Annotated in this window: 27 protein-coding genes and 1 riboswitch; of the genes, 15 read left to right on the top strand and 12 right to left on the bottom strand. The window is 38.2% G+C overall.

The genetic code is table 11. The features are described from left to right. Positions 1-119: 119 nt before the first annotated feature. Both CRI88_RS01800 and CRI88_RS01805 read left to right on the top strand, forming a co-directional pair. Positions 120-992, top strand: coding sequence for an ABC transporter ATP-binding protein (locus CRI88_RS01800; RefSeq protein WP_036127678.1), 873 nt, complete (start codon positions 120-122; stop codon positions 990-992). Continuing rightward, the gene (locus CRI88_RS01805; RefSeq protein ID WP_036127682.1) at positions 985-1,692 is read left to right on the top strand and encodes a hypothetical protein; all 708 of its coding nucleotides are present in this window, start codon (positions 985-987) and stop codon (positions 1,690-1,692) included. Before CRI88_RS01800 ends, CRI88_RS01805 begins: the two co-directional genes overlap by 8 nt. A gap of 50 nt (positions 1,693-1,742) precedes the next feature. Here the strand turns inward: CRI88_RS01805 and CRI88_RS01810 are convergent, their stop codons facing one another. Both CRI88_RS01810 and CRI88_RS01815 read right to left on the bottom strand, forming a co-directional pair. Continuing rightward, positions 1,743-2,477 carry a DUF4184 family protein gene (locus CRI88_RS01810; protein WP_036127684.1) on the bottom strand — a complete coding sequence of 245 codons (735 nt, stop codon included), beginning with the start codon at positions 2,475-2,477 and terminating at the stop codon, positions 1,743-1,745. A 69-nt stretch (positions 2,478-2,546) separates the two neighbouring features. Beyond that, positions 2,547-2,993: a 2-thiouracil desulfurase family protein gene (locus CRI88_RS01815; RefSeq protein ID WP_036127686.1), complete on the bottom strand. Its 447-nt coding sequence runs from the start codon at positions 2,991-2,993 to the stop codon at positions 2,547-2,549. Positions 2,994-3,122: 129 nt separating this feature from the next. On the opposite strand from CRI88_RS01815, the gene CRI88_RS01820 reads away from it, so the two are divergent. The 5 genes from CRI88_RS01820 to CRI88_RS01840 all read left to right on the top strand — a co-directional run bounded on the left by CRI88_RS01820 (position 3,123) and on the right by CRI88_RS01840 (position 7,859). Beyond that, a complete protein-coding gene (locus CRI88_RS01820; protein WP_036127689.1) occupies positions 3,123-3,608 on the top strand; it encodes an NUDIX hydrolase in 486 nt (161 codons plus the stop codon). Between the two features lie 325 nt (positions 3,609-3,933). Then, entirely contained in the window at positions 3,934-4,995 is a 1,062-nt protein-coding gene (locus CRI88_RS01825) for an iron-siderophore ABC transporter substrate-binding protein (RefSeq protein WP_036127692.1), read from the top strand. A 1-nt stretch (position 4,996) separates the two neighbouring features. Further along, positions 4,997-6,031 (top strand): FecCD family ABC transporter permease, encoded by a 1,035-nt coding sequence (locus CRI88_RS01830; RefSeq protein ID WP_170829786.1) that lies wholly within the window; start codon positions 4,997-4,999, stop codon positions 6,029-6,031. Then, positions 6,028-7,059: a FecCD family ABC transporter permease gene (locus CRI88_RS01835; protein ID WP_036127696.1), complete on the top strand. Its 1,032-nt coding sequence runs from the start codon at positions 6,028-6,030 to the stop codon at positions 7,057-7,059. Before CRI88_RS01830 ends, CRI88_RS01835 begins: the two co-directional genes overlap by 4 nt. Next, on the top strand, positions 7,059-7,859 hold the full coding sequence (locus tag CRI88_RS01840) for an ABC transporter ATP-binding protein (protein WP_036127699.1): 801 nt from the start codon (positions 7,059-7,061) through the stop codon (positions 7,857-7,859). The genes CRI88_RS01835 and CRI88_RS01840 overlap by 1 nt, the downstream gene beginning before the upstream one ends. A 515-nt stretch (positions 7,860-8,374) precedes the next feature. On the opposite strand, the gene CRI88_RS01850 is transcribed toward CRI88_RS01840, so the two are convergent. From CRI88_RS01850 to CRI88_RS01860, 3 genes are all read right to left on the bottom strand, one after another. After that, complete coding sequence (locus CRI88_RS01850; RefSeq protein WP_036127702.1) at positions 8,375-8,890, bottom strand: DUF6886 family protein; 516 nt, start codon at positions 8,888-8,890, stop codon at positions 8,375-8,377. A gap of 14 nt (positions 8,891-8,904) precedes the next feature. Next, positions 8,905-9,645: a class I SAM-dependent methyltransferase gene (locus tag CRI88_RS01855; protein ID WP_036127705.1), complete on the bottom strand. Its 741-nt coding sequence runs from the start codon at positions 9,643-9,645 to the stop codon at positions 8,905-8,907. Between the two features lie 185 nt (positions 9,646-9,830). Next, entirely contained in the window at positions 9,831-11,015 is a 1,185-nt protein-coding gene (locus CRI88_RS01860; protein WP_036127709.1) for a YbfB/YjiJ family MFS transporter, read from the bottom strand. A 116-nt stretch (positions 11,016-11,131) separates the two neighbouring features. On the opposite strand from CRI88_RS01860, the gene CRI88_RS01865 reads away from it, so the two are divergent. From CRI88_RS01865 to solA, 4 genes are all read left to right on the top strand, one after another. Next, positions 11,132-12,022: a LysR family transcriptional regulator gene (locus tag CRI88_RS01865; RefSeq protein ID WP_036127713.1), complete on the top strand. Its 891-nt coding sequence runs from the start codon at positions 11,132-11,134 to the stop codon at positions 12,020-12,022. A 190-nt stretch (positions 12,023-12,212) separates the two neighbouring features. Then, a complete protein-coding gene (gene guaD / locus CRI88_RS01870; protein ID WP_036127717.1) occupies positions 12,213-13,580 on the top strand; it encodes a guanine deaminase in 1,368 nt (455 codons plus the stop codon). Between the two features lie 48 nt (positions 13,581-13,628). Beyond that, entirely contained in the window at positions 13,629-14,978 is a 1,350-nt protein-coding gene (locus CRI88_RS01875; protein WP_036127721.1) for a uracil-xanthine permease family protein, read from the top strand. Between the two features lie 128 nt (positions 14,979-15,106). Further along, positions 15,107-16,222, top strand: a complete 1,116-nt coding sequence (gene solA / locus CRI88_RS01880; protein ID WP_036127723.1) for an N-methyl-L-tryptophan oxidase — start codon at positions 15,107-15,109, stop codon at positions 16,220-16,222. Positions 16,223-16,269: 47 nt separating this feature from the next. On the opposite strand, the gene CRI88_RS01885 is transcribed toward solA, so the two are convergent. From CRI88_RS01885 to CRI88_RS01900, 4 genes are read right to left on the bottom strand one after another with little or no spacing between them, the layout of a single operon-like run. Next, positions 16,270-16,833: a 5' nucleotidase, NT5C type gene (locus tag CRI88_RS01885; protein WP_036127725.1), complete on the bottom strand. Its 564-nt coding sequence runs from the start codon at positions 16,831-16,833 to the stop codon at positions 16,270-16,272. 16 nt (positions 16,834-16,849) lie between these two features. Next, the gene (locus tag CRI88_RS01890; RefSeq protein WP_036127728.1) at positions 16,850-17,935 is read right to left on the bottom strand and encodes an FAD-dependent oxidoreductase; all 1,086 of its coding nucleotides are present in this window, start codon (positions 17,933-17,935) and stop codon (positions 16,850-16,852) included. Beyond that, positions 17,932-19,044: a bifunctional diaminohydroxyphosphoribosylaminopyrimidine deaminase/5-amino-6-(5-phosphoribosylamino)uracil reductase RibD gene (ribD, locus tag CRI88_RS01895; RefSeq protein ID WP_058843287.1), complete on the bottom strand. Its 1,113-nt coding sequence runs from the start codon at positions 19,042-19,044 to the stop codon at positions 17,932-17,934. The genes CRI88_RS01890 and ribD overlap by 4 nt, the downstream gene beginning before the upstream one ends. An 18-nt stretch (positions 19,045-19,062) precedes the next feature. After that, positions 19,063-19,791, bottom strand: a complete 729-nt coding sequence (locus CRI88_RS01900) for a GTP cyclohydrolase II (RefSeq protein ID WP_036127735.1) — start codon at positions 19,789-19,791, stop codon at positions 19,063-19,065. A gap of 269 nt (positions 19,792-20,060) precedes the next feature. Here CRI88_RS01900 and CRI88_RS01905 point away from each other — a divergent pair, with 269 nt between their 5' ends. The 4 genes from CRI88_RS01905 to CRI88_RS01920 all read left to right on the top strand — a co-directional run bounded on the left by CRI88_RS01905 (position 20,061) and on the right by CRI88_RS01920 (position 23,872). Next, positions 20,061-20,696, top strand: coding sequence for a GntR family transcriptional regulator (locus CRI88_RS01905; protein ID WP_036127739.1), 636 nt, complete (start codon positions 20,061-20,063; stop codon positions 20,694-20,696). 158 nt (positions 20,697-20,854) lie between these two features. Next, complete coding sequence (locus tag CRI88_RS01910) at positions 20,855-22,054, top strand: quaternary amine ABC transporter ATP-binding protein (RefSeq protein WP_101966369.1); 1,200 nt, start codon at positions 20,855-20,857, stop codon at positions 22,052-22,054. Further along, positions 22,047-22,901, top strand: coding sequence for an ABC transporter permease (locus CRI88_RS01915; protein WP_058843286.1), 855 nt, complete (start codon positions 22,047-22,049; stop codon positions 22,899-22,901). Before CRI88_RS01910 ends, CRI88_RS01915 begins: the two co-directional genes overlap by 8 nt. A gap of 86 nt (positions 22,902-22,987) precedes the next feature. Then, the gene (locus CRI88_RS01920; RefSeq protein ID WP_036127748.1) at positions 22,988-23,872 is read left to right on the top strand and encodes a glycine betaine ABC transporter substrate-binding protein; all 885 of its coding nucleotides are present in this window, start codon (positions 22,988-22,990) and stop codon (positions 23,870-23,872) included. A 46-nt stretch (positions 23,873-23,918) separates the two neighbouring features. On the opposite strand, the gene CRI88_RS01925 is transcribed toward CRI88_RS01920, so the two are convergent. The 3 genes from CRI88_RS01925 to CRI88_RS01935 all read right to left on the bottom strand — a co-directional run bounded on the left by CRI88_RS01925 (position 23,919) and on the right by CRI88_RS01935 (position 25,976). Further along, positions 23,919-24,233, bottom strand: a complete 315-nt coding sequence (locus CRI88_RS01925; protein ID WP_036127751.1) for a DMT family transporter — start codon at positions 24,231-24,233, stop codon at positions 23,919-23,921. Next, on the bottom strand, positions 24,233-24,574 hold the full coding sequence (locus tag CRI88_RS01930; protein WP_036127755.1) for a DMT family transporter: 342 nt from the start codon (positions 24,572-24,574) through the stop codon (positions 24,233-24,235). Before CRI88_RS01930 ends, CRI88_RS01925 begins: the two co-directional genes overlap by 1 nt. A gap of 125 nt (positions 24,575-24,699) precedes the next feature. Beyond that, positions 24,700-24,796, bottom strand: a riboswitch (guanidine-I (ykkC/yxkD leader). 31 nt (positions 24,797-24,827) lie between these two features. After that, positions 24,828-25,976, bottom strand: coding sequence for a PstS family phosphate ABC transporter substrate-binding protein (locus CRI88_RS01935; RefSeq protein WP_058843285.1), 1,149 nt, complete (start codon positions 25,974-25,976; stop codon positions 24,828-24,830). Between the last annotated feature and the right edge of the window lie 82 nt (positions 25,977-26,058).

Below are 26,058 nucleotides of genomic sequence, written 5' to 3' on the forward strand. Positions count from 1 at the left end.
TTCTGTTCATCATCAACAGCTCCTTACTGTTTTTCAATAAAAATGGTTTCTTTTGCCATACATACTACAAATCATTTACAATGAAATGAATGAATTTCAGTATAAGTAGGTGCAGATTGATGAACATATTGCTCGACGCACGAAACATCACTAAGCAATACAGAGGTACTTCCATTTTAGAAAATGTCTCCTTTACCATCTACGACAATCAAATAATTGCTATTGTTGGAAAAAACGGATCTGGCAAAAGCACGCTCTTAAAAATGATTGCTGGGCTTATTACGCCAGACAATGGTTCCTTTATGTCTTCTAAACAAGCTTTAAACATTGGCTATGTACCAGAGGTTGCCCCTTCCACTATTCTATTTACCCCCAAGGAATATCTTCAGCATATGGGGCGAATCCGTGGGATGGCTAAACAAAAACTTTTATCGAGAATAAATGATTTATTAATACTATTTCATCTGGAAGATGTACAGGATACTAGAATGACCCATTTTTCTAAAGGTATGAAACAAAAAATAATGATTATGCAGGCTATGCTCAACGAAACGGACTTGTTAATATTAGATGAACCTTTATCAGGGCTGGATTTGCAAACACAGAATGATTTGGAAGAAACACTGAAGACGCTCAAACAACAAGGGATGACGATTATCTTATCCTGTCACGAAACAAAGCTACTGGAGCATGTCGTTGATACGATTCTAATGATTCACCATAAAGAAGTGATGCAAACGGATTTATCTGTTACTCCTACAACCTACAATCAATTAATTTTTGAAATTTCGAATATTACATACATAAAAGATCTATTACATGTAACGGAAATACAGCAGCAATCACCATTAGCGAATGGTTTTTATGAAGTGATTGTCCATATCCAAGCACAGCGTACTGACCATCTTTTACAACAGCTACTTGATAAAAACGCTTCTATTAAACAACTCATACCGATCAATGATAAGGAGAAGTTCATACAACATGATTAGTTTAGGCCGATATCAGTTACAAAATTATTTGAGAACCTATCAGTATATTCCACCTTTTTCTATTTTTATTTTATGTCTTGTTGTTAACTACACATTCGTCCCAAACCCTATATTAGATAGCTTTTCATTTACCTCTATAATCCTCTTTTTCCTGATGGGCTGGTTTACCGTCACACTATTTCATTCAGAGGATGAAGGGCAAAAAATGATAACGATATTACATGCAAATGGTGCGACATCTTATCATTTCAGCCTGTTTATAATTGCCATTTTGATTGCTTTTAGCTTAAGTATGGTTTCTGTTATTTATCCCACAGCTATCCATGCTTTTGCCGAGGAACCAAGCTTTACACACCTATTTCTTGGATTTCTCTCTCATGTTAGCTTAGCGATTTTGGGGATTGCTCTCTCTGCTATCTTTACAAGAGAGCTTGTCAAAAATAAACAAAACACTTGGTGGGGAGTCATTAGCGTCTTATTATTAACCTTGGTAGTCGCAACGTTAAAAGATTCAATCCCGCAAATGAAAGGTCTTATTTTGGTTCTACCACCACTCCATCTTTCTTTAGAAATAATGACTGTTGGCGATCAAATAAAATCCATCCCTAGTAAGTTCTATTGGCAGTTCATCTGGATACTAGTTTATGCTAGCTTCGTTATCTATGTATTTTTCTTTTTATCCAAACTGAAAAGGAGGTAACGAACAAAAGGACTCCCACTTAAAGGAAGTCCTGTCATGCTCGTTATTATTTATTTTTGCCAATATGTTTTCAATAAACAAATGGTTAGCAAGCTACAGAAAAATGAATCAATCATACGGACCACCCATACACCATAATTGCTAACTGATACCCCATCTATAATAGACCAGCAACATACATAGAAGATTGCTAATCCAAGTACCTGTATCCAGAAAAATAATTTTTGTTTAGGATGAATAGTGAGCAATGAATTCGTTGATTGATGGGCTGCTCTAACATAGACATAACCGATAATCAACGTAATGCCTACTAAAGTACTGCCATGCTGTAAGTATTTATAAAGGGGGAATTGAAAACCGAAAATGGGCATTGTTTCTGATAAAATAGATAGATGCGAAACCATAAATCCATTTTTATGTGTAAAGGAATCCCAAATGACATGTGTGAGCATACCCAAAAACGCTGAATAACCAAAGACAATGACATTGAGTCGTTTACTCCTGGAAGTTGTTTGGTTAGCTGTATCCTGTAAACATACTGGTAAATGATGAACTACATGCTGCCGAACATACTTACAATAAATGATGTAAATCACAATAATAAGAGGTAAATTAAAAATGAAAAATCCCGTTAAGCTATGACCTATCTCACCTATTGGTCTACCTCTAAAAAAATACTCAAAATCAGGTGCCATACTTCCTAGTACAAGTGCTGAAAAATGGATGTACTTACTTCGTCTTGAAAAAGGTAAAATTGCGGCTGGATGTGCGAATGTTAATGGCATATAAGCCACCTCCCACCAGTTCAGACGTTTCTAACTGACAAAGGTTACTCTCTCGTTAAAACCGACCTTTCATAAAAATTGCTCTTCTAATAGAACCTCAATCCCATACCTTCGTAGTAATGCTGTAGTTACCCCTTCACCCAATAATTTAGTACCATTGAACGCCCCATTATAAATCATTGCACTACCACAAGATGGACTATACTCCTTTAAAACGACCAGAGAGGCGTCTACTTCAAGTGCTTTTTGTAAAGTCGCATAGGCTCCTTTTAAATACAGCTCTGTGACATCACGCCCAGTCCTTTCAATAACGGTTGCTTTGCCATCAAGTACATCCCCTCCATTGCCTCCCACAATTTCAGCAGGCTCCCGAGGGGTTGAAAAACCGCCCATCAGCTCTGGGCAAACAGTAATCGCTTTATTTTCTAACATAAGCCTTTGTATTTTTTCATCTAAACTGTTGGTGCCATTATAACGAACACTTAACCCTGCTAAACAAGCACTTATTAATATCACAGCGATTCTCACTCCTTCAACTATCTTTATTAACTATAACACGCATACAGGATGCAATTTTGACGTGATAGAATGATTTCTTTGATACAATATTTTTAGTAACGACTAAATAGAAAAGGAGAAACAATTTTGGCTGAATTTACAATTTGTTTTCTAAAGAAGGGTGAACAAATTCTTTTATTGAATAGAAATTACCCAGCATGGATGGGAGCCTGGAATGGTGTAGGTGGTAAAATTGAACAGGACGAAACGCCATTAGCAGGTGCTATACGAGAAATTAAAGAAGAAACAGGTATTACGGTTGAAGAAATTACTTATAAAGGAAAAATCACATGGACAGATGGTGTTGTTAACTATGGCTGTATGTATGCTTTTATAGCAGAACTACCTGAATCTTTTACATATATAACACCTATAAAAGTTGCAGAGGGTATTCTTGATTGGAAGGACCTTACTTGGATTTTCCACCCTGAAAATGTTGGCATTGCAGATTTAAAACATTATTTACCAACAATGCTCAATGAGGCAACTAATTATGATTACATCTTCACTTATCAAGACAAACAATTAGTTCATATTTCTTCCACACCAATCGAACAAACATCTACAGTCTAATAGACAAGGAAGCCTCGTCCATGCAATAAGTGTAGGACGGGGCTTGCTTTCTAAACGTCTCTTCTAGGAAAAATTCGTTACATATACCAATTTAGGGATGTGTAATTAAGGATAATAGTTTAAGAATTCTCAACCAAGAAGTGCGGGGCATTTCCGCTTTTTTCTAGCTCAGTTTTTATACCGAATATCGTATAATTGTGATAAAGCAAAAAAACATCAAAAATGCAAAAATATTTGTTGACTTTTACTGAAATTAGCGTAATATTTTTCTCTGAATGATAAGGATTATCATTATCATTTTTTAAAATAAAGTGAGGTAAAAAAAATGTCAAAAATTAAAAATTCTATGTTCATAGTAATGCTTTTATCATTAATGGTTTTAGCTTTAGCAGCATGTTCTGATTCATCTAATAAAGACACTGCTAAAAAAGAAGAACAAACAAAAGACAATACATCAGAAACTACTGATGAACAGCAATATCCGATTACAATTAAACACGCTTTTGGTGAAACTGTTATTGAGAAAAAGCCTGAGCGTGTAGCAACAATTGCTTGGTCTAACCATGACGTTGCACTATCACTTGGTGTAGTGCCAGTTGGTTTCTCTGCAGCTAACTATGGTGTACAAGATGGTAGTGGTATGCTTCCTTGGACTGCTGAAAAATTAAAAGAGCTTGGTGAAGAAAATCCGAATATTTATCAAGATACTGACGGTTTAGACTTCGAAGCCATTGCTGACTCTAACCCAGATGTCATTCTTGCTGCATACTCTGGTATTACGCAAGAAGAGTATGAGACATTAAGTCAAATCGCACCTGTTGTAGCCTATAAAGAAACTCCTTGGGTAACTTCTTGGCGTGACCAAGTTACATTAAACGCTCAAGGTATGGGTATGGAAGCACAAGGTCAACAATTAATCAAAGACACTGAAAAATTGATCCAAGATAAAGTGAATGAACATGCTGCTATTAAAGGTAAAAAAGCTGCATTCGCTATGTTTACTCCAACAGATTTATCAAAATTCTATGTTTATACACCTGCAGATCCACGCGGTGAATTCTTAATGGAATTAGGTATGGAATATCCTGAAAGCGTTACAAAACAAATTTCGGATGATAGCAGCTTCTATATTGAATTAAGCGCTGAAAATGCAGATGCTTTAGCTGATGTAGAAATCTTTATTGCTTACGGAGATGAAACAACTTTACCAGCTTTACAAGCTGACCCAATTTTAGGGAAAGTACCTGCTATTCAAAATGGGAATGTTGTTGTTATTGGTGATAATACGCCACTTGCAGCTGCTGGTACCCCTAGCCCACTATCAATTGCCTATACAATTGATGACTATTTATCATTAATCTCAGACGTAGCAAAAAATATAAAGTAATATGAATAAGATACAAGCTACCGAACAGAAGCAGTTATTTATCCCTAAAAATTTCGCTAAAGTTTTGCTTTTTCTTATCATTTTTCTTGCGTTATGTGTAATTGCTTCGCTACTATTCGGTTCTCGTACAATTGGCTGGACTGGACTAATGGATGGCTTGTTCCATCCTGATGTTCAGTCACATGAAGCCGTTGTTGTTCGAAAACGAATCGTCCGAACAATTTTTAGTTTACTGTGTGGTGCGGCATTAGGCGTTTCTGGGGCACTAATGCAAGCCGTTACACGTAATCCAATTGCAGATCCAAGTATTTTGGGGGTAAACACAGGGGCATCACTTTTTGTCGTTTGTGGTATCGCCTTTTTAAACATTAGTTCAGCCAATCAATATATATGGTTAGCAATAGCGGGTGCCATTATCACTGCTATTTTTGTATTTGGAATAGGCTCTATGGGTGCAAGTGGTGCTACACCATTAAAGCTTGTACTTGCAGGGGCTGCTACAAGTGCCATTTTATCTTCATTAGTCGTTGCGGTTATGATTCCGCGTACAAATGTAATGGATCAATTTCGATTTTGGCAAGTTGGTAGTGTAGGAGCTGGAAGCTGGGACGCTATTCAGCTATTTATTCCATTTTTAGTTGTAGGCCTATTGATTGCCCTCTTCACTGCTCCAGCACTAAATGCTTTAGCACTCGGGGATGAAGTGGCAACTGGTTTAGGTGTTCGTACTGGTACACTACGTATGTTTGCAGCACTAGGTGGAGTTCTTTTATGTGGGGCTGCTACCGCTCTAGCAGGACCTATTGGTTTTATCGGTTTATTAGCAACTCATGTTGTCCGCCTTATTATAGGACCTGATATACGCTTTATCCTTCCTATGTCTGCCTTAACAGGAGCAATTATTTTAACGTTTTCAGATGTTTGTGGTCGACTTCTCGGCAGTCCTGGTGAGCTAGAGGTGGGTATTTTAACAGCCTTTATTGGTGCCCCTATCTTGATTTTAATTACGATGAAAGCGAAAATGCGTGCGTTATGATGAATGAAACATTGATATCCATAATGAAAGGCAGACAACGAAGAAAAAGACGCTTTGTCATAATAACTTCTGTACTGACTGTTATTTCCATAATACTGTGTTGCACAATGCTAATGCTTGGTAACACGATTTATCCTGTTGAAGATGTTATCCGTGTTCTCCTTGGCCAACATGTACAAGGTGCCTCTTTCGCTGTAGGCACAATTCGATTACCACGCATGTTAGCTGGTACATTTGCTGGCTTTGCATTTGGTGTTGGAGGTTATATTTTCCAAACTATGTTGCGCAATCCTTTAGCAAATCCAAATGTTATTGGTATTACAGCTGGTTCAAGTGCTGCTGCTGTATTTTGTATTATTGTCCTGCAAGCAAGTAATATCGTTGTATCCATCGCTTCAATTATTGGCGGTTTAGCTACTGTCCTAATTATTTATGCTTTATCAAGAGGCTCTTCTTTTTCAATTGGCAAATTAATATTAATCGGGATTGGTATTCAAGCAATGCTAAATGCATTCATCTCTTATTTAATGCTAATTGGCAATACACATGATATTCCAAGTGCCATGAGATGGTTGAGTGGGAGCTTAAATGGTGCGAAAATGGAGTCACTCTATCCATTAATGATAATCGTCATTGTATTTACACCTGTACTGTTATTTTTCGGGAAGCATTTAGAAATGCTTGAGCTTGGTGAACAAACATCCACCTCTCTAGGTGTAGACACAAACAAAACAAGAATCATTTTAATGCTTTGTTCTGTATTAATCATTGCACTTGCTACAGCAACTACAGGACCGATTGCCTTTGTTGCATTCCTTGCTGGACCAATTGCCAAAAAATTAGTTGGTGTCGGGTTTTCAAATATACTTCCAGCTGGTCTAATTGGTGTTATTTTAGTATTGGCTGCTGATTTAATTGGTCAATTCGCATTTACAGCTAGATATCCAGTAGGTGTTATTACAGGAATCATTGGTGCACCTTACTTAATTTACTTGTTAATTCGAATCAATCGAAAGGGAGATATATGATGAAACCAACACATACGCTTCAGGCTGAACATATAACATCTGGTTACGAGCAAAAGACGATTTTAGAAAATGTCAGCATTGCTATTCCAAGTAATAAAATTAGCATTATTATTGGTGCGAATGGTTGCGGAAAATCTACATTATTAAAAACAATGGCACGCCTGATTAAGCCAACTGGTGGTCATGCCATGCTAGATGGCAAATCCATTCATCAAATGCCACCAAAACAATTAGCTCGTGTGTTAGGACTTTTACCTCAGTCCCCTATCGTTCCTGAAGGAATTACTGTTGCTGATTTAGTTGGCCGTGGTCGATTTCCTCATCAAACATTATTTAAAGGCTGGTCCAAACAAGATTATGAGGCAGTTGCAGAAGCTCTTGAAATGATGAACATTACAGAGTTTGCTGACCGCAATATCGATGAACTTTCAGGTGGTCAGCGTCAACGTGTGTGGATTGCTATGGCATTAGCGCAACAAACTGATATTTTATTTTTAGATGAGCCAACAACATTTTTAGATATTACATATCAAGTTGAAATTTTAGATTTACTAACAGATTTAAATAAAAAATATGGTACAACCATTGTCATGGTATTACATGACATTAATCTTTCTGCCCGCTATGCGGACTACTTATTCGCATTAAAAAATGGTCGTTTACTTGCAGAAGGTTCGCCAAAAGATATTGTGACAAGTGAGTTAATTAAAGATACATTTGACTTAGATAGCATGGTTATTGAAGACCCTGTTTCTAAAACACCTTTAATTGTTCCTGTTGGCCGTTATCATGCTGTCTAGTTATAAAGGGAATGTTGTTGAAAAAGGATCATGTTACTAGCAGAAAAAGACCTTTTAGCAAGGCGAGGGGCTAATGTCCATTCCGCCAGCATCCTTTCCAGGGGGCGTCCGTTGAGCCGCTTCACTTACTGCGTTCGCTCTAGTGTCTCGTCTGTGACGTTAAATCCCCTAGGAGTGGTACTGATTCCACTTCAATCAACCATTCTGCAAAAGTATCTTTTCCTTTTTCATTCAGTAGTGAACACCACTATGAACGATATACCTAAACCCTTTAAAACTACCTCATTTTGATCGTACTGGAAGACGAGATTGAAAATTTGTTAGAGTAGTACTTTAAATATCTTTCTCCACATCCTGCATCTAATACATGCTTTCCATCTGGCTCTTCCACCAAAGAATAGATGGTAGGGTTCAATGAATATCACCCTGCTTCTCGTAATTAGCTGTATACCTTTATCTAATTAATAGACAAACAAGCCTCGTCCATGCACTAGCAGCATGACGAGGCTTGTTCTTTAGTGTCTTGGCTGTGCAAAGCGCATCCTGCACATCGACCAATTTAAGCTTGTATACTGGATTTCGTCATGGATATCCCACAAGCGATCCACTATTCGCAATTCAACACTCCGTTCCAATAATGCTTTAGCTATATCGTTAACCTCAGAGACATTAATGGGCATTTGTATTAATTCACTTGTATAATAACCTGCATTATCATCCAGTAATGTGAATCCATTACTATCAAACTCATATAGGTAAAGTCTCGTATTCTTCAATACTTCAAACCATTTGTTTTCAATGACCACTACATGAGAAGCTTGTGCTAAATAATGCCCTCTATCTTGCTCTGTTGTTTGTACCCCTGCATGAAAGCAAACACGAGGACAATCTCTCGGCGTTAAATAATTTGGCAAGCATCTCTCATTGATGGCCCATACAAGCCCTTTGGTTGCATCTAAATCTGCTCGCTCAGGTAGTCGAGGATGAAACATCGTAATAGTAGGGTTCTCACTGACATGAAATAAACGCATGGATTCACTCTCCTTTATTTTCTAAGTTTAAAGACGATAAAATCTGCACAATGCAAATCTTCCTCAAATTGAGGATACTTCTCTAGCATGTCTTGTGATGGCTTTGGCTCTACAATAGCTTCAATGGTAAAGCCACTTTGAATAATGGCTTGCACATAGCTTGTTAATGTACGGTGATACAGCACAATTGAGGGGTCAGCATCTAGTTGTTGGTAAACCCCTTCATAAAAATAACGCTGGATTTTCCAATACTGTTGATCTAGCTGCTCATGTCTTATCCATCCACTATTTGGTGTCACAAAACATGGATGCAGAATTGAAAAAATAAAAATGCTATTAGGTTTCAAAAGACGATACATTTCATGCAATGCAGCCTTGTAGTCCTCTAAATCTTGAAGAACCATATTTGACACAATACCATCAAATTGCTCATCTGCTAGAAACGCTAAATTTTCACAGTTCCCGTGTAAAAATTGAATAGCTTCCTGCTGTTGTGTTCTTTCCATAGCAATATCCAGCATTTTTTGTGAAAAATCAACAGCCGTTACGCTTGCCCCTTTCTTCGCTAGTAACCTACTTAAATATCCTTCTCCACATCCTGCATCTAATACATGCTTTCCATCTAGCCCTTCCAGTAAAGAAAAGATGGTGGGATTTAACAGTACTACACGATGATTGTCACCCTGCTCATCGTAGGTAGCTGTATACCGCTCTGCATATTGATTCCAACGTTGAATAGCTTGTTCTGTGTTCATATAAAGTCCCCATTTCAATGTAGAATCGTAACGTTACGTCCTTTGTGCACTTATCTATTTTTCCATATAAAGAAAAAAATATATAGACTTTTATTATATTTTTTAATATCATGTAGATAGAGGCACGGCTTCTTTAAGTAAATGATAAAGCCAGAAATCCAAATAGGATTTCTGGCTTTTATGCGCTATATAGAAATTGTATGTTCTGCAGCAGCTTCTTTTTTTACAGTTAGCCATCTACCAATTACCATAACGAGCAATGCAAGAAACACGATGACACCAGCAAATACAAGTGCTGCTTTATAGCTACTATAAACTTCAACCAGCTTTCCTGCGACGATCGGTCCGATAATTTGTCCAAAAGCATAAAAGGTTGTTAATAAAGATACAACAAAACCGCTCTGTGTCGGGAAAAGCTGTCGTGCATAGGAAGTAGTTAACGTGACAATTCCTACAAAGGTCAGACCAAATAAAAATGATGCTAACAATACGCTCCATACAGTTTGTGAAAATACGGGTAATAGGATGCCAATCACTTGAAGTATGTATGCCACAAACAAAATTTTTATCGCTGAAAACTTCTCCAATAAGACCGTCCAAACAGGTGCTGATGGAATAGCTGCAAGTCCCACAATAACCCAGCTGTAAGAGGAGTAAGCTTGGAGAGAAGGGATATTATGAATAATATCAACCAAAAAAGTACCTGTAATAATATAGCCTAATCCCTCTAAGCCATAGGATAGAATCAGCCATGGCATAAAGCCTCTTGTCATTTTGGTATCGAGCGTTTTCATCACTTTTATGCTGTCTTGAACCTCTAAATTTCTCCACAGAATAAAGGTAATGAGTAAAAAGATAGCTGATAGCATACCTAAACCTAGCCATGTTCCCTCCCAAGCAAATTTCGCTTCTATTGTAGGAACACATAAGCCAGAAATAGCAATTCCCAAACCAATGCCACTAAATACATAGCCAGACCATCGCGATAATGAATGTCTCGCCAAATAATCCATCATAATGCTAGACGTTAAAACAAAAATAAGCCCACCTGTAATGCCTGCGATTAAACGGAGAACTAGCCATACAGAATACACCTCTAGCAAGCCCATTAATCCCACCGATAGAACATTGAAAACGACACTTGCCAATAAAATATTTTTACGTCGACGATGAATAAATCCTGCCCATAATGCGCCAATGAAATAGCCAATATAATTGCTTGAAGCCAAAAATCCAGCCACCTCTAACGAAAATCCTACATCATGACGCATAAATGGCAAAATCGGTGTAAATGCAAATCGACTAATTCCCATTGCGACAACTAGTAATAAAATTCCTCCAAAGACAACCCCCATATGCTGTCGAGTCATTTTTATCCCCCTCCCCTTTTTCCTACTGTAATTATAAGGATACAGAGCGTAAATTAATAAATCTAATATATAATGTATATAAAATCATAAAAAAAATTAATGAAAGGTGCTTGCATATGAATTTACACGCTTTACGGCTATTTACAAAGGTGGCTGAGCACAATAGTGTTTCCAAAGCGGCACAAACGCTTATGATTAGTCAGCCTGCTGTCACCATTCAAATACGAAATTTAGAAAAAGAGCTAGGTTTGACCCTGATAGAATCCAAAGGGAGAGGCATTGCATTAACACCAAATGGCACGTTTTTATATAAACAGGCACAGCGATTATTTGATTTAGAAATCGATATTGAATATAAAATTGAACAACTGAAATATACAGGCAATGAGGAATTACAAATTGCCTCGACGCATGTGCCTTCCCATTTTTTACTGCCCAAATGGTTGGCTCATTTTAAACAAATTTATCCAGCAACAAATCTCCATTTAAAAACGGCTAATTCACAGCAAGTCATTGAGGAATTATTGCATTATAAAGCTGACTTAGCCTTTATCGTTAAAGAAGATGGCCATCATCCTGATATTAATTATCAATTTCTGATGAATTTAGATTATTGGTTTATCGTGCCATACAGTCATCCATTAGCAGGTCAAACGATTTCCCTCGCAGAACTTATGGAACAGCCCTTTGTGACAAGGGAAGACGGGAGTTCCACAAAAGAATATTTAAATGCTTTATGTAAAGTGCATAAAATTCCCCCACCGAAAGTAGGACTGCAACTAGATGGAATTAATGAATCGATCCATGCTATTGCAGCAGGTTTCGGAACAATGCTAGCTCCGTCCATAGCAGCTTCTAGCTTTATCCAGCAGCAACAAGTTGCCCGTGTTTTTATTAAGGATATTGATATTCAACGTCCTATCTATCTTTGTACACGAAAAAATGAACAGCACCATTCCCCCTCCTTTCATAACTTTCTTCATATCATCAATGAATCCATTCTATAAAAAGAAGGCACGCTAAAACATGTGCCTTCTTCTCATCCATCAATGCTTGTCAAAGCTGTAAAAATGTAGTTGGACAGCTTCTTTTTTTCTTTCACAAACTCATTAATATTCGTTTTTTATAGACTTCATCGTTTGTATAGCCTATAATAATCCGTGTTATTATCTATAAACGAACATTAAGGTGGTTTTTATGACTGAATATACGTATATTTTCAAAGGGACAGCTTTTACTAGTAAATCTGCTACTGAAGTTCAAATTTTAAAAGATTATTTGTTTTTCATAAATGCTGACGGCATGATTGATAAAGCAGTCGGTCCAGAACGTACTGATTACCAACAACTATTAACTACATATCAACATCAACCTAATTTCCATCCATTAGCTGAAGGTCAATATTTCTTACCAGGATTTGTTGACTTGCACGTTCATGCACCACAATGGGCACAATCGGGTACAGCCTTAGACATTCCACTTTATGACTGGCTAAACACCTATACGTTCCCAATCGAATCAAAATTTTCGGATTTAACGTTTGCACAAGAGGTTTACGAGGATTTAGTGAGCACGCTGCTTGCCAATGGCACAACAACATCCTTATATTTTGCGACAGTTCATAAAGAAGCTAGCATACTATTAGCTAAAATTTGTGCTGAAAAGGGTCAACGTGGCCTTGTCGGAAAAGTGGTCATGGATGATCCTGAGCAAAATCCCGATTTTTATCGAGATGCAAACACACAAACCGCATTAGCTGATACAGAAGAGTTTATTTTAGCGGTAAAAGAATTAGCGAAAACAACTAAACAAGGTGTTTACCCCGTGGTCACACCTCGCTTTATTCCAAGTTGTACAGATGATGCCTTAATGGGCTTAGGTGATTTAGCAGCGAAATATGATACTCATATTCAATCTCACTGTAGCGAAAGTGACTGGGAGCATGGTTATGTCAAAGAGAGATTTAATAGCAATGATGCAGTAGCCTTACATGATTTTGGTTTATTAGGTGATAAATCGGTTATGGCTCATTGTAACTTTTTAAGTGATGATGATGCTCAATTATTTGCTGAAACAGGCACTGCCATTGGTCATTGTCCAATCTCTAATGCCTATTTTGCTAACAGTGTGATTCCAATCGCCCGCTTCCATGCAATGGGCATTGATATTGGATTAGGCTCAGATGTTTCAGGGGGATTTTCTCCAAGTCTTTTTGATAATGCAAGACAAGCTGTTATGTCATCAAGAATGTTAGAGGATGGTGTCGATACAACCCTTGCAGCTGAAAAACGAGGTGTGCCAAATTCACGTATTACCATTAATGAAGCCTTCTATCTAGCCACTGCTGGTGGTGGTGAAAGCTTAAGCCTTCCAATTGGGCGTTTACAAGAAAACTATACATGGGATGTACAAATTATAGATACAAAAATCCCTACTGCTAAGCTTCCAATTTTTGATCAAAAGGAAGATTTACTCGATATATTCCAAAAAATAATGTATCTTGTACGCCCAGAAAATATCCGTGAGGTATGGGTGCAAGGAAGTAAAGTTCATGCGAGAGACTAGTCATTCTCTTATTCATTAAAAATCTATCATTTTGAGGTGTACAACTTCGTGAAAACGCAACATAGTAAACGAACAAACGAAACAAGAAAAACACAATTAACCGTATTACCAGATGAAAAAATCTCGTTCAGCCAATCAGCTCTATTAGGTTTACAGCATGTCATGGCCATGGATGTTTACGTTGTGCCATTTTTAATTGCCATGCTCATTGGTCTACAAACAGGGCAGGCAGGTGCATTAATTCAATCCACCTTTATTGCGGCAGGAATTGCGACTATTGTACAAACCCATTTTTGTATGAAATTACCGATGGCACAAGGCCCTTCCTATGTTCCACTAGGGGCTATTGTTGGAATCTATGCGGCAAGTGGCAGTGGTGATTTAGGCTGGAGCACTGTGCTAGGTGCCAGCTTAATCGGTGCTATTTGCGTCATTATTTTAGGCTATACAGGCATTTTCAATAAAATTGTTCAAACATTTATTCCACCGATTGTTGGCGGTACGATTATCTTTGTTGTCGGTCTTTCCTTAATGCCTGTCGGTTTAAGTGATAATATTTTTAATGGAGCAGGTGCATCCATTAATCAGAACATCTATTTAGCTTTGATTTCAGCCATTGTATTAATCATTTGTGTCATGTTAGGGACAGTCTTCCACCAAAAAGGGCGTCTATTCCGTATTGCATCTGTCATCATTGCCTTAATCGGCGGCAGTATTGCGGCAAATAGGATGGGTGTTTTAGATTTATCTCCTGTATCACAAGCAAAATGGTTTAGTATGCCGCAAATTCCATTTGCAGATTTCGGCTTTAGCTTTAATATCTCAGCCATTATCACAATGGTCATTATTTATATTGTCTTAATGGCGGAAACAACAGGAACATGGTTTGCCATTAGCAATGTCATCGACAAACCATTAACAGATCAACAAATTAATCGAGGCGTTATTGGTGAAGGCATTGGCTGTTTTATTGCTTCATTACTAGGCTCTACACCTGTGACGGGTTACTCTACAAATGCAGGTGTTATCTCAATTACAGGGATTGCGAGCCGTCGAGTATTTATAGCAGCAGGTATTTGGTTTATCATCTTCGGCTTCTCTGGTAAATTAGCGGCACTTATTTCAGCCATTCCTTCAGCAGTCATTGGTGGTGTATTTGTCATCGTCTGTGGCATTATTGCCATCAGCGGATTACAGGTGATGAAAAATGAACATATTGGCGAAAAGGAAATGTATGTCATTGCGATTCCTGTCATTTTAACGTTAGCTCTGACATTATTGCCTGATGATTTCCTTTATTCACTACCTACAACCGTTCAATATTTATTTGGATCGCCTATCGCAACCGCTGCGCTAGTAGCGATTTTCCTTAATAAAATTCTACCAAGCTCAAAATAGCAAGTATCTACAATGCATAGCACCTCTAGTCCATTTGGATTGCAGGTGTTGTGCCTATTTATTTTCTAAAATTTCTGTTTCCTTCCCTGCTAATCTGTTATACTAGAGCAAAAAAGTAGGGATTCAGAATGGTATATGATGTCATAATAGTTGGTGCTGGCTCCATGGGGATGGCGGCTGGTTATTATTTAGCAAAGAAAGGTAACAAAGTTCTTATGCTAGATGCCTTTACTCCCCCGCATGAAGAAGGTAGTCATCATGGAGATACAAGAATCATTCGCTTTGCTTATGGTGAAGGGGCTAGCTATGTACCTTTTGTAAAAAGAGCTGGTGAGCTTTGGCAAGAGCTAGAGTCTTTAGCCAATGAGAACTTATTTTTACAAACTGGCGTAGTCAATATTGGAGAACCAACCTGTGACTTTATTCAGAATGTCAAGGCAAGCTCAGCACTCTATGATTTAGCACTCGAACATTATTCAGCAGCGGAAGCGATGAACAAATGGCCAGGGCTATTCTTGCCAGAAGATTTAGTGGCTTGCTTTGAGCCGACAGCAGGCGTCCTTCGGGTAGAAGCATGTATTCGAGCATATCAAAAATTGGCGTTAGAGGCTGGTGCAAGCTTACAGACGAATGAAAAAGTACTTGCTATTCAAGCTGGAGAAATTGTACAGGTGCAAACTGTACATAACCTTTACAAAGCAAAGCACTTAATAGTGACGGCTGGTGCATGGGCAACCGAGTTACTACAAACGATGGGCGTAACCATCCCAGTTACCCCAACACGTAAAACGTTTGCATGGTTTGAGGCAGATGAGGAGCTTTATCGTGATGAAAATTTCCCAGCCTATTGCTTTGAATTTGCAGATTCAACCTACTACGGCTTTCCTAGTATTGATGGAGCAGGATTAAAACTTGGGCGACATGATGGTGGCGAAGTGATCAATCCAAATACTCCTTTGCGCCCATTTGATGATGCAGATCTTGTTGATTTACAAAATTTCATTCATCAGTTTATGCCCAAGCATGGTGCAATAAAATACGGCAAAACATGCAAGTATTCGATGACTCCTGATGAAGATTTTATAATTGACTTTTTGCCTAAACATCAAAATATTATTATTGCTGCAGGTTTTTCGGGCCATGGCTTTAAATTTAGTAGCGCTGTAGGGGAAGTACTAGCGGAATTAATTGTAGATGGCAAAAGTAAACAGGATTTATCAACCTTTAAGTTGAATCGATTTTAAAAAAATAAAGATTGGTACAACGAACGCATAATCGTTGTACCAATCTTTTATTTTTGTATCAGCACTTGAAACTCTTGCCAATCATATAAACGTGGAAGATTCACATGCTGGTTATAGGATTGATTTTTTAAAATCACCTTAGTTGTCACATCATGAAGTGTTTCCAGCACTGTTGGTTTATCATCTACATAAACATCTAACGCAAGCTCTTTTATAATATTGACTTTTTCTGCATCCTGCATTCCACAGAAAAAATGACCGTCCGTTATTGGAAAACCTTGCGCCTCCATCCATGCTTTTGTTTGTGTACAGTATTGTTTGGGACGAGATGTAATATAGTAAATATCATGCCCTTGCGCCGCTAGAGCTTGGAGCGTTTTTATTGCCCCCTCAAAAGAAGGACAGTCCGTAAAATAAATCTCCTCCATTGTACTATTCCACATTGCATAACCTTCTTCGTCTGTTAAACCAAAAGGCTCATGTATTTCTACACGTTGTAAGGCTTGAAAGGTTTTAAAGGAAACATTTTTACCTAGTTTTTTATTATAGAGTAAAAAAGCGTGTGCTCGTAAATCAATTAAAGTGTCATCTATATCAAAGCCAAATTTCATCTAGTTGTTCGCCCTTTCAAGAAGCCTTATTTATAAAGTTAGAAGCAAATGTTTGCTCTTTTTCAATTTGTTTTGCTAATACTTCCTCAATGGCTTGCTTACGCATTTGTTGAAAATCTTGTACATTAAATTGTGCTAACGTGTCTTTATTTAGCAAAGATGCCAAACAATCGGCATCCTTTAGAGCACTATTTAATCCAAATGCCCCAGTTGGTGTCATCGTATGGACAGCATCACCTAACAATACAATGCCCTGGGTACCCCAACAGTCACAGTGACTACTGAAAACATCTAATAACACAAAGTCTTTCCAAGACTGAATATGCTCCTGTACTGTATTAGCTAATAGTGGAAATTGTGTTGTAAGCTGCTGGATAAAAGGAGTAAAAGCTTGTTTGCGCAGCTGAGGGAAACTACCCTGTTCGATATTCCAGCCTATTTGAATATAACCACCAACTTGCGTAAACAATGACAGCTGCTTATCATCGATTAGTGCCATTTTTATAGAAGGTTCCCAATTTGAAGGTGCAGGAATTTTAGCCCATAGTAAATCAAAGCCATGTTTCTGTTTCTGAACATCAATATGTGCTTCCTTACGGATGGTAGAATAGCGACCATCTGCACCAATAATTAATTGGCTATCAATTTTGATAGTGTTTCCATTTTTTATTGCTATAACTCCTCTATAATGACCAGAAGTGTCTACGATGAGCTTTGTTACCTTTGTATGTAGCAAGCATGTAAAATTGGGAAACGGCCGTGTATTTTGTAAAATTCCCTTTAATAAATGAGCTTGTGGGACATGTATGCCTAAATGACCTACTGCTTCATCAGGAAAAATCGTTTTAAAGGCGTTACCATCTGCGTAATACTCCAGCTTCTCCATTCGTAATATACCGTGTGACTCAACTGCCTCAAAAAGATGATGATTTTTTAAAACAGCCTCGCCCTCTTCATTTAAGTGCTCGCCTCGAAATGACTGACCAAGTGCTGCGTTTTGCTCAAGTAGGATCACTGTTAGCCCTTTTTTGGCTAGTAAGTAGGCTAACAGTGCGCCAGCTGGTCCTGCCCCTACTATACAAACATCTGCTTGATAGTTCACTTTTCTTCACCTTGCTTTGGATAAGCAATAATACGCAAATCCTCGCCTACCTTATCAAATGAAGTCCATTCAACATTCCATGCCTCATTCATTTGAGAAGGACTATAACCAGCAAACGGTGTTAATGATAGATTCCCACCGAGAACTTTAGGCGCTATATACACCACATATTTGTCGATCGCTCCTTGCTGTAAAAAAGAAGCATTTATTTTACTTCCTCCTTCGAGCAAAATATCCGTAATGCCATGTGTATAAAGCTTTTCAAGCATATCATCAAGCTGAAGTCCATATTCATTTTTACGTACTGGTAAAACCGTCACACCTTTGTCTGTAAATCGCTTCATTTTTTCTTGGCTTACGTCCTCACTACATACAAGAATCGTATGTGCTTCCTCCGTATTTAACACATTTGCATAATCGGGTGTGCGTAGAGAACTATCCATAATAATACGTGTTGGATTTTTTCCGTATCCTTCTTTTAATCTTGTTGTTAAAGTAGGATTGTCAGCAATGACTGTACCCACACCGACTAAAATGCCGTCTACTTCATGGCGAATATAGTGAACATCCTCACGTGCAGCCTCGCCAGTTACCCATTTAGAATGCCCTGTATGTGTGGCAATTTTCCCATCTAAAGTCATAGCAAATTTGGAAATAACAAATGGGCGTTGTGTCAGCATATTGTGGATGAAACGTTCATTAACACGGCGAGCTTGTTGCTCCAAAACTCCCACCTCAACTACTATACCCGCATCCCGTAGCAATTGAATGCCTTGCCCTGCTACAGCTGGGTTTGGGTCTTGCATGGCTACCACAACTCGACTTACACCAGATTCCTTCACTAGCTTCGCACAAGGTGGTGTCTTCCCATAATGCGAACAAGGCTCTAACGTTACATATAATGTAGCATCTTGTGCATGCTCTCCAGCCATACGAAAAGCATGCACTTCAGCATGTGGTTCACCTGCTTTTCTGTGTAAGCCCGTGCCTACAATTACGCCATTCTTCACGATCACAGCCCCAACAAGTGGATTAGGGTTCGTATTTCCTTTGGCACTCGCTGCTAAATCGAGTGCTAATTGCATATACTTTTCATCAACATTTGCCATCATCACAACCTCCACCTATTATTTTTCGCGCATATGTCCAGATTTTTCAACTTTTGTTTCTAAATAAAAACGATTTGTCTCTGTCAAACCGCCCCATAATGGAACATGCCCTTCGGCAGCCATACCGCGAGCCTGTAAAGCAGCCAATTTCTTCGGATTATTTGTAATAAGTGTGACAGGTTTTGTGCGTAGAGTAGCTAATACCGCAAGTGCCTCGTCATATGAACGAGTATCATCTGGGAAGCCGAGTGCATGATTTGCTTCTACTGTATCTAGCCCTTCCTCTTGTAATAAATAAGCAAGAGATTTAGAGAATAACCCTATGCCACGACCTTCATGATCGGCTAAATAAAATATAGCGCCACAGCCGTGCTCTGCGATCATTTTCATGGATTCATGCAACTGGTAGCCACAATCACAGCGCTGACTGCCAAAGATGTCACCAGTGTGACAAATACTATGCATTCGGATTAAAGCATCCTCGGAATGGGTAAAATCACCATACACCAGCACAGATGATTGTTGCAAAAATGCTAAATTGGCATTTGCTAAACCATCAATAATTTCCTCTTTCGTTAAATTTGCATCAACTGTTAGCCAGTTATACCATTGAAATGATGCAGAAAAATCGCCTTGTTTTACAGGTAAATTCACTGGGCCAACTAGACAAATATTTTCTGTATTTGTATGCTTCACGATTGTCATTTTATCCTTCACTAAGTCCATAACTTTAGTCGTAATTGTCATATTAATCTCCAACCTTCTATAGAAACAGTTGGCTGAATTCGCCAACTGAGCACATGTATTTTTACATCACTTACATAACGTAACTTAGTTTATAATAATAACTAAAAAGTGTCAAACAACAGCTATTATTCTTTTAATATAAATGATAGATACCAAAATTTTAGCATTACTTTTTCATCATATACCACTAGCTTATGGAGGTGCTATTTTTTCTGTGCAGGCTAGTCTATAATAAGCTGTGGTACTGTAATGACGAAAGGAAGTTTAAAATGAACTTAGAAAAAAATGTTCAAGTAAAGCAGCCAAAATATCAACAAATAGCCATCGACCTTGCCTCTAAGATCGTAGAAAGAAAATACCGCATTGGCGATAAAATATACGCAAGATCCTCTCTTGCAAGTCAATACAATGTTTCAGCAGAGACTGCGAGAAGAGCCATTGCCGTGTTACAAGACTTAGAAATTGTTGAGGCTTCTAAAGGTAGCGGCGTAATTATTAAATCGTATGAAAAAGCAGCACAATTCGTCAGACAGTTTCATGATGTTCAATCCATTCACGAAATACAAAATGAACTATTGACGAGTATTCAAAAGCAGCATCATGAATTAATTAATTTACAAGACAAGGCAAAGCAGCTCATTAGCCGCACTGAGCATTACCGTTCGGTCAATCCATTCATTCCTTATCAATTAGAAATGACAGCTGATAGTCCATGCATTCATCAAACTGTACAAACCTTAAATTTTTGGCAAAATACATCAAGCACCATTGTTGGTATACGACGTGGCAATGAATTATTACTATCCCCTGGTCCTTATGTCTCATTTGAGGAAGGTGACATTATTTATTTTGTCGGAAATGATGAAAGCTTCGCCAGAGTTCAAAGCTTTTTATATCCAAATTAAAAACCGTTTAAACGCTGATATAACAGCGTTTAAACGGTTTTTTTCTTATTAGTCGATTTGACAAAAGTAACAACTCTTTGTTACAGTAAGGTTGTTACTTGTTTATTTTTGGGTATCATTATCCTCACATAGTAATAATCTACGAAAGGAGTGCTTCTATGGAAAAAATTAAAATAGAACACGTATCAAAAGTGTTTGGTAAACATATTCCCCAAGCACTAGAACTCGTTAAACAGCAAAAAAGTAAAACTGATATCTTAAAAGAAACAGGTGCGACTGTTGGTGTATACGATGCAAGCTTTACGGTCAACGAAGGAGAAATCTTCGTGATCATGGGACTGTCAGGAAGTGGTAAATCAACACTTATACGGCTCTTAAACCGCCTTATTGAACCAACGAGCGGAAATATATATATCGATGGAGAAAATATTTCTACTATGGGAAAAGAAAGTCTACGGACTGTCAGAAGAAATAAAATGAGTATGGTTTTTCAAAACTTCGGTTTATTCCCCCATCGCACATTACTTCAAAATACCGAATATGGCCTTGAAGTTCGAGGTATTTCAAAGCAAGAACGCCAAGCAAAAGCGGAACAGGCTCTCGAAAATGCTGGATTACTCGCATACAAAGATCAATACCCAAGTCAATTATCAGGTGGTATGCAGCAGCGTGTTGGGTTAGCACGTGCCCTTGCCAACGATCCTGAAATACTATTAATGGATGAAGCTTTTTCTGCACTGGATCCATTGATCCGTAAAGAAATGCAAGATGAGCTACTTGATCTACAACAAAAATTGAAGAAAACTATTTTATTCATTACACATGATTTAAATGAAGCATTACGTATTGGGGATCGCATCGCCATTATGAAGGATGGTTCAATCATTCAGATTGGTACAGGAGAAGAAATATTAACCAATCCAGCCAATGACTATGTCAAAACATTCGTGGAAGATGTGGACCGTTCGAAAGTATTAACAGCAGAAAACGTTATGGTGCGTCCTGTTTATGTCAATGTAGACCTTGACGGTCCTAAAGTAGCGCTTAAACGTATGCGTCAAGAGGCTGTCAGTTTATTAATGGCTGTTGATAAAAATAGACATTTAAAAGGCTTTATTACAGCTGATGATGCACTGGCTGCAGCTAAAAAACATGAACAAACAGTCCATTCTATTGTGCAATCAGAGATGTTAACTGTTCCGCCAGATATGCTTTTACAGGATATTTTAGGAATGATCTATAATTCACCTACTCCTATTGCAGTTGTCAAAGATGACCGCTTACTGGGTGTTCTGATTAGAGGCGTTGTCATCCAAGCACTGTCAACGAGCGATGAGGAGGCCGAAGCACATGAATAATTTTTTAGATAATATTCCAACAATTCCACTAGCTACGTGGGTTGAATCAGCTATGGACTGGTTGACGAGTAATTTTTCAGCGTTCTTTAACACGATTCAACAATTTGGAAAACTACTCATGAATCAGGTCACTGATTTACTAATTAGTATCCCAGCCATTATTCTTATATTACTTGTCGTGATATTTGCCTTCTTAGTAGCTGGTAAAAAATTCGGGCTTGCCGCATTTTCATTAATAGGCTTGCTGTTTATCTATAACCAAGGATTATGGACTCACCTTATGGAGACAACCACGCTTGTAATCTTTTCAAGTATTATATCCATCATCATCGGTATTCCACTTGGTATTCTAATGTCCAAATCAACAATAGCTGAAAACATTATTAAACCAATACTCGATTTCATGCAAACAATGCCTGGCTTTGTGTACCTAATCCCAGCAGTTGCCTTCTTCGGTATCGGGATTGTGCCTGGTGTCTTCGCTTCTGTTATTTTTGCTTTACCCCCAACTGTACGTATGACAAACCTAGGTATTCGTCAGGTACCAAAGGAATTAGTAGAAGCCGCAGACTCTTATGGTAGTAAGGCTAGTCAAAAACTATTTAAAGTAGAAATTCCTCTTGCGAAATCAACGATTATGGCAGGAATTAACCAAACCGTTATGCTATCACTTTCTATGGTAGTTATCGCCTCTATGATTGGGGCTCCAGGTCTAGGACGTGAAGTATTAACAGCCTTACAGCGTACACAAGTTGGGAATGGCTTCGTTGCAGGCTTAGGCTTAGTTATTTTTGCGATTATCATTGACCGTTTAACACAAAGCTTCAATAAAAAGAAAGCTTTATAGAATATAGTTAATCTTTCTCGCCTGCAGCCATCAAGCGATGGGTGTCGGCAGTTTGATACAAAACGATGAATAGAAAGGGAGATTCGATGAAACTGAAAACACTATCTAAGTTAGGAATGGCTCTAGGTCTAGGCCTCATGCTTGCTGCATGTAGTGGAGGCGACACAGGGTCAAGCTCTGGTAAAAACAGTGATTCTAAGGAGGTCAACTTAGCCTATGTTGAATGGGATACAGAAATCGCCTCAACGAATGTCGTGGGGCAAGTACTCGAAGATTTAGGCTATGATGTAGCATTAACTCCTTTGGATAATGCGATTATGTGGGAGGCTGTTTCGAAAGGAGAGGCTGATGGAATGGTAGCGGCATGGTTACCACATACACACGCCTCACAATATGAGAAATATAAAGCTAATTTAGATGAGCTTGGCGAAAACCTTGCTGGTGCAAAAATTGGCTTAGTTGTCCCAAGTTATATGAATGTAAATTCTATTGAAGATTTAACAAATGAAGCTGATCATACTATTACAGGTATCGAGCCTGGTGCTGGTATTACTGCTGCTACAGAAAAAGCTTTAGGAGAATATGATAATTTAGCAGATTGGAACTTTATTACATCTTCTTCTGGTGCCATGACAACTTCATTGGCAAAAGCGTTAAAAAATAAAGAAGAAATCATTGTAACTGGTTGGTCACCACACTGGAAATTTGCGAAATATGATCTTAAATACTTAGAAGATCCAAAAGGTGTATATGGTGGAGAAGAAACAATTAATACATTCGCTCGTAAAGGCTTAAAAGAAGATTTACCAGATGTATACTCGGTGCTTGATAACTTCCACTGGACTGCAGAGGATTTAGAAAGTGTCATGCTTGAAGTAATGGATGGCAAAGATCCAAAAGAGGCTGCAAAAGAATGGGTGGAAGCTAATCCAGATAAAGTAGCAGAATGGACAAAAGACGTAAAAAAATAATATAAAAAATGCACTTCCACTTTTACAAGGGGAAGTGCATTTTTTCTTACGACAATAGCTTCAACATAATGGCTGCTCCTAAAACAAGTACAATGCAAACCATTCGTCTCCAGTCCTTTGATTCATTAAAAAATAACATACCCAGTAGTGCTCCCCCAGCAGCTCCAATTCCTGTCCAAATAGCATAGGCAGTACCCATTGGTAATGTTTCCATCGCATAAGCAAGACCCGCAAAACTTAAGGTAAATGCAAAAATCAGCAGCCCTAAATTTTTTATAGTCTTTGTTTTATTATATTTACTAATCATATATACGCCCATCATCTCACATAACCCTGCCATAACTAATGCCATCCATGCCATTATTCATTCACCTCTTGTTCCTTCGGCTCTCCCGTTACAAGCTTTAAGCCCACAACTCCTGCAAGTAAAACAACAATACATATTATTTTGGCTAATTTCCACGGCTCCCCAAACAACAAGCTATCTGCACAAACAGTCCCCGCTGTCCCTAATCCAACAAAGACAGCGTATACCGTACCAACAGGTAAATGCTCCCCCGCTTTTATGAGTAAATAAAAACTAATAAAAATAGCAATAACTGTCCCAATCCATTCCAGCACACTCGTTGCATGCTTTAAACCAATGACCCAGCCTACTTCAAAGCAAGCCGCTATAATGACACTGATCCACTGTTTATTCATCCTAAATCCCTCCATTTTATGAGACACGGTCGATTAACTGATTGATAAAGCACCTTCCTCAGCTTTCGCCAAATAACATGATTTTAGCCAAACAAAAAAGCCTGAAGAAACTGTCATTAAACAGTATCTCCCAGGCTTTTATCCTTCCGTGTCACAAAATTAATTTGTGGTTTTCTCTCGGACCAGACTAGCAAAAGCTACGGAACCCTAGAAAACTTTTCATTCGATTGTTGCTCTTAGTATAGCAAACCTTTTAATAATTTTCCACTGGTACATAGCCGACCCTTTCAACTATCGCTTGCCCTTCCTCGGAAAGTATCCATTCAATAAGGTTCTGCGTATTTTGATTTTCTGTTCCGGCTGTGATGGCATAAAATTCAGCAACTAAAGGATATGTATCATTTTGAATCGTTTCTTTTGTTGGGGCTACCCCGTCAATGGATAGTAATTTGATTTTTTGATTACCTACCATCTCTGTAGAATAATATCTAAACGTAAAGCCCATTGCGTTTTTATAATTTCGATATTGCGACACTTCACGAATGATTCCTCCCATTCCCGACACAATATCTTCAGAAGGCGCCGCCATAATTGGCGTATTGCCCATCAATTTTTCTAATGTTGTTTGACTTCCACTATCTGCTGGGCGTTGGAAAGCACGGATTGGCTCATTCTCCCCACCGACCTCATGCCAATTGGTTATTTCACCAGCGTATATTTTCTTCACCTGCTCAAGCGTTACATTATCCACACTGTTTTTATGATGCACGAAGAAGACAAATGCTTCACGTCCTATTGGTGTCATGTCAAATGTAAGACCTTCCTTTTCTGCTTGCCACTCTTGTGAGGTGGACGGTGCTGCTGCAAAGATAAGATCCACATCTCCTGCTATTAAATTTTGATAGGCTTCAGGTGTTCGGCTTACTTGAACTCTACTAGTATCTGGCTGATAGTCACCTTTGGGATAGGTAGCCTCTACAAAAGCCGCATACAAAGGATACATGGCTGTTGCACTATCTAATCTTGGTAATGACTCGGTCAATTGTAAGGATGCTTTTGTGTCAGGCTTTATCACTTTATTGCCCAGCATAAATGGCTGATAGGCAGATACATCAATTTCCGCATCAACAGTAGGAATACTCATTTTATAATAATGTTGGATTGGTTTGATGGAAGCTATTAATAAGGCAATTCCCATTACTCCAAATAACCATCCTCTTCGTCTTTTGGTGTTGGTCCATTTAAATACACTACAAATAAACAGGACAAATAAACAAACAGGTACTGTCCAAACTAACTGTATCAAATGAATGCTGCCATTCAGTGTGATAATCAATGCAACCATTAATGTCACTACTGATAAACCAATCAACACAGATACGATTTGTATAAACTTGAACATTGGAACCCCCTTTTAGTGTAATTTTACACTCCCTATAGTTAGCATACTTGAAAGATAGAGCATTCACAACTATATATTCTGA

The organism is Lysinibacillus fusiformis, assembly GCF_002845985.1.
Classification (GTDB): domain Bacteria; phylum Bacillota; class Bacilli; order Bacillales_A; family Planococcaceae; genus Lysinibacillus; species Lysinibacillus fusiformis_D.

Coding starts and splice junctions, on each gene's coding strand:
- CRI88_RS01800 (WP_036127678.1), top strand. CDS start 120: ATGAACATATTGCTCGACGCACGAAACATCACTAAGCAATACAGAGGT.
- CRI88_RS01805 (WP_036127682.1), top strand. CDS start 985: ATGATTAGTTTAGGCCGATATCAGTTACAAAATTATTTGAGAACCTAT.
- CRI88_RS01810 (WP_036127684.1), bottom strand. CDS start 2,477: ATGCCATTAACATTCGCACATCCAGCCGCAATTTTACCTTTTTCAAGA.
- CRI88_RS01825 (WP_036127692.1), top strand. CDS start 3,934: ATGTCAAAAATTAAAAATTCTATGTTCATAGTAATGCTTTTATCATTA.
- CRI88_RS01830 (WP_170829786.1), top strand. CDS start 4,997: ATGAATAAGATACAAGCTACCGAACAGAAGCAGTTATTTATCCCTAAA.
- CRI88_RS01835 (WP_036127696.1), top strand. CDS start 6,028: ATGATGAATGAAACATTGATATCCATAATGAAAGGCAGACAACGAAGA.
- CRI88_RS01840 (WP_036127699.1), top strand. CDS start 7,059: ATGAAACCAACACATACGCTTCAGGCTGAACATATAACATCTGGTTAC.
- CRI88_RS01850 (WP_036127702.1), bottom strand. CDS start 8,890: ATGCGTTTATTTCATGTCAGTGAGAACCCTACTATTACGATGTTTCAT.
- CRI88_RS01855 (WP_036127705.1), bottom strand. CDS start 9,645: ATGAACACAGAACAAGCTATTCAACGTTGGAATCAATATGCAGAGCGG.
- CRI88_RS01860 (WP_036127709.1), bottom strand. CDS start 11,015: ATGACTCGACAGCATATGGGGGTTGTCTTTGGAGGAATTTTATTACTA.
- CRI88_RS01865 (WP_036127713.1), top strand. CDS start 11,132: ATGAATTTACACGCTTTACGGCTATTTACAAAGGTGGCTGAGCACAAT.
- guaD (WP_036127717.1), top strand. CDS start 12,213: ATGACTGAATATACGTATATTTTCAAAGGGACAGCTTTTACTAGTAAA.
- solA (WP_036127723.1), top strand. CDS start 15,107: ATGGTATATGATGTCATAATAGTTGGTGCTGGCTCCATGGGGATGGCG.
- CRI88_RS01885 (WP_036127725.1), bottom strand. CDS start 16,833: ATGAAATTTGGCTTTGATATAGATGACACTTTAATTGATTTACGAGCA.
- ribD (WP_058843287.1), bottom strand. CDS start 19,044: ATGGCAAATGTTGATGAAAAGTATATGCAATTAGCACTCGATTTAGCA.
- CRI88_RS01900 (WP_036127735.1), bottom strand. CDS start 19,791: ATGACAATTACGACTAAAGTTATGGACTTAGTGAAGGATAAAATGACA.
- CRI88_RS01905 (WP_036127739.1), top strand. CDS start 20,061: ATGAACTTAGAAAAAAATGTTCAAGTAAAGCAGCCAAAATATCAACAA.
- CRI88_RS01910 (WP_101966369.1), top strand. CDS start 20,855: ATGGAAAAAATTAAAATAGAACACGTATCAAAAGTGTTTGGTAAACAT.
- CRI88_RS01915 (WP_058843286.1), top strand. CDS start 22,047: ATGAATAATTTTTTAGATAATATTCCAACAATTCCACTAGCTACGTGG.
- CRI88_RS01920 (WP_036127748.1), top strand. CDS start 22,988: ATGAAACTGAAAACACTATCTAAGTTAGGAATGGCTCTAGGTCTAGGC.
- CRI88_RS01925 (WP_036127751.1), bottom strand. CDS start 24,233: ATGGCATGGATGGCATTAGTTATGGCAGGGTTATGTGAGATGATGGGC.
- CRI88_RS01930 (WP_036127755.1), bottom strand. CDS start 24,574: ATGAATAAACAGTGGATCAGTGTCATTATAGCGGCTTGCTTTGAAGTA.
- CRI88_RS01935 (WP_058843285.1), bottom strand. CDS start 25,976: ATGTTCAAGTTTATACAAATCGTATCTGTGTTGATTGGTTTATCAGTA.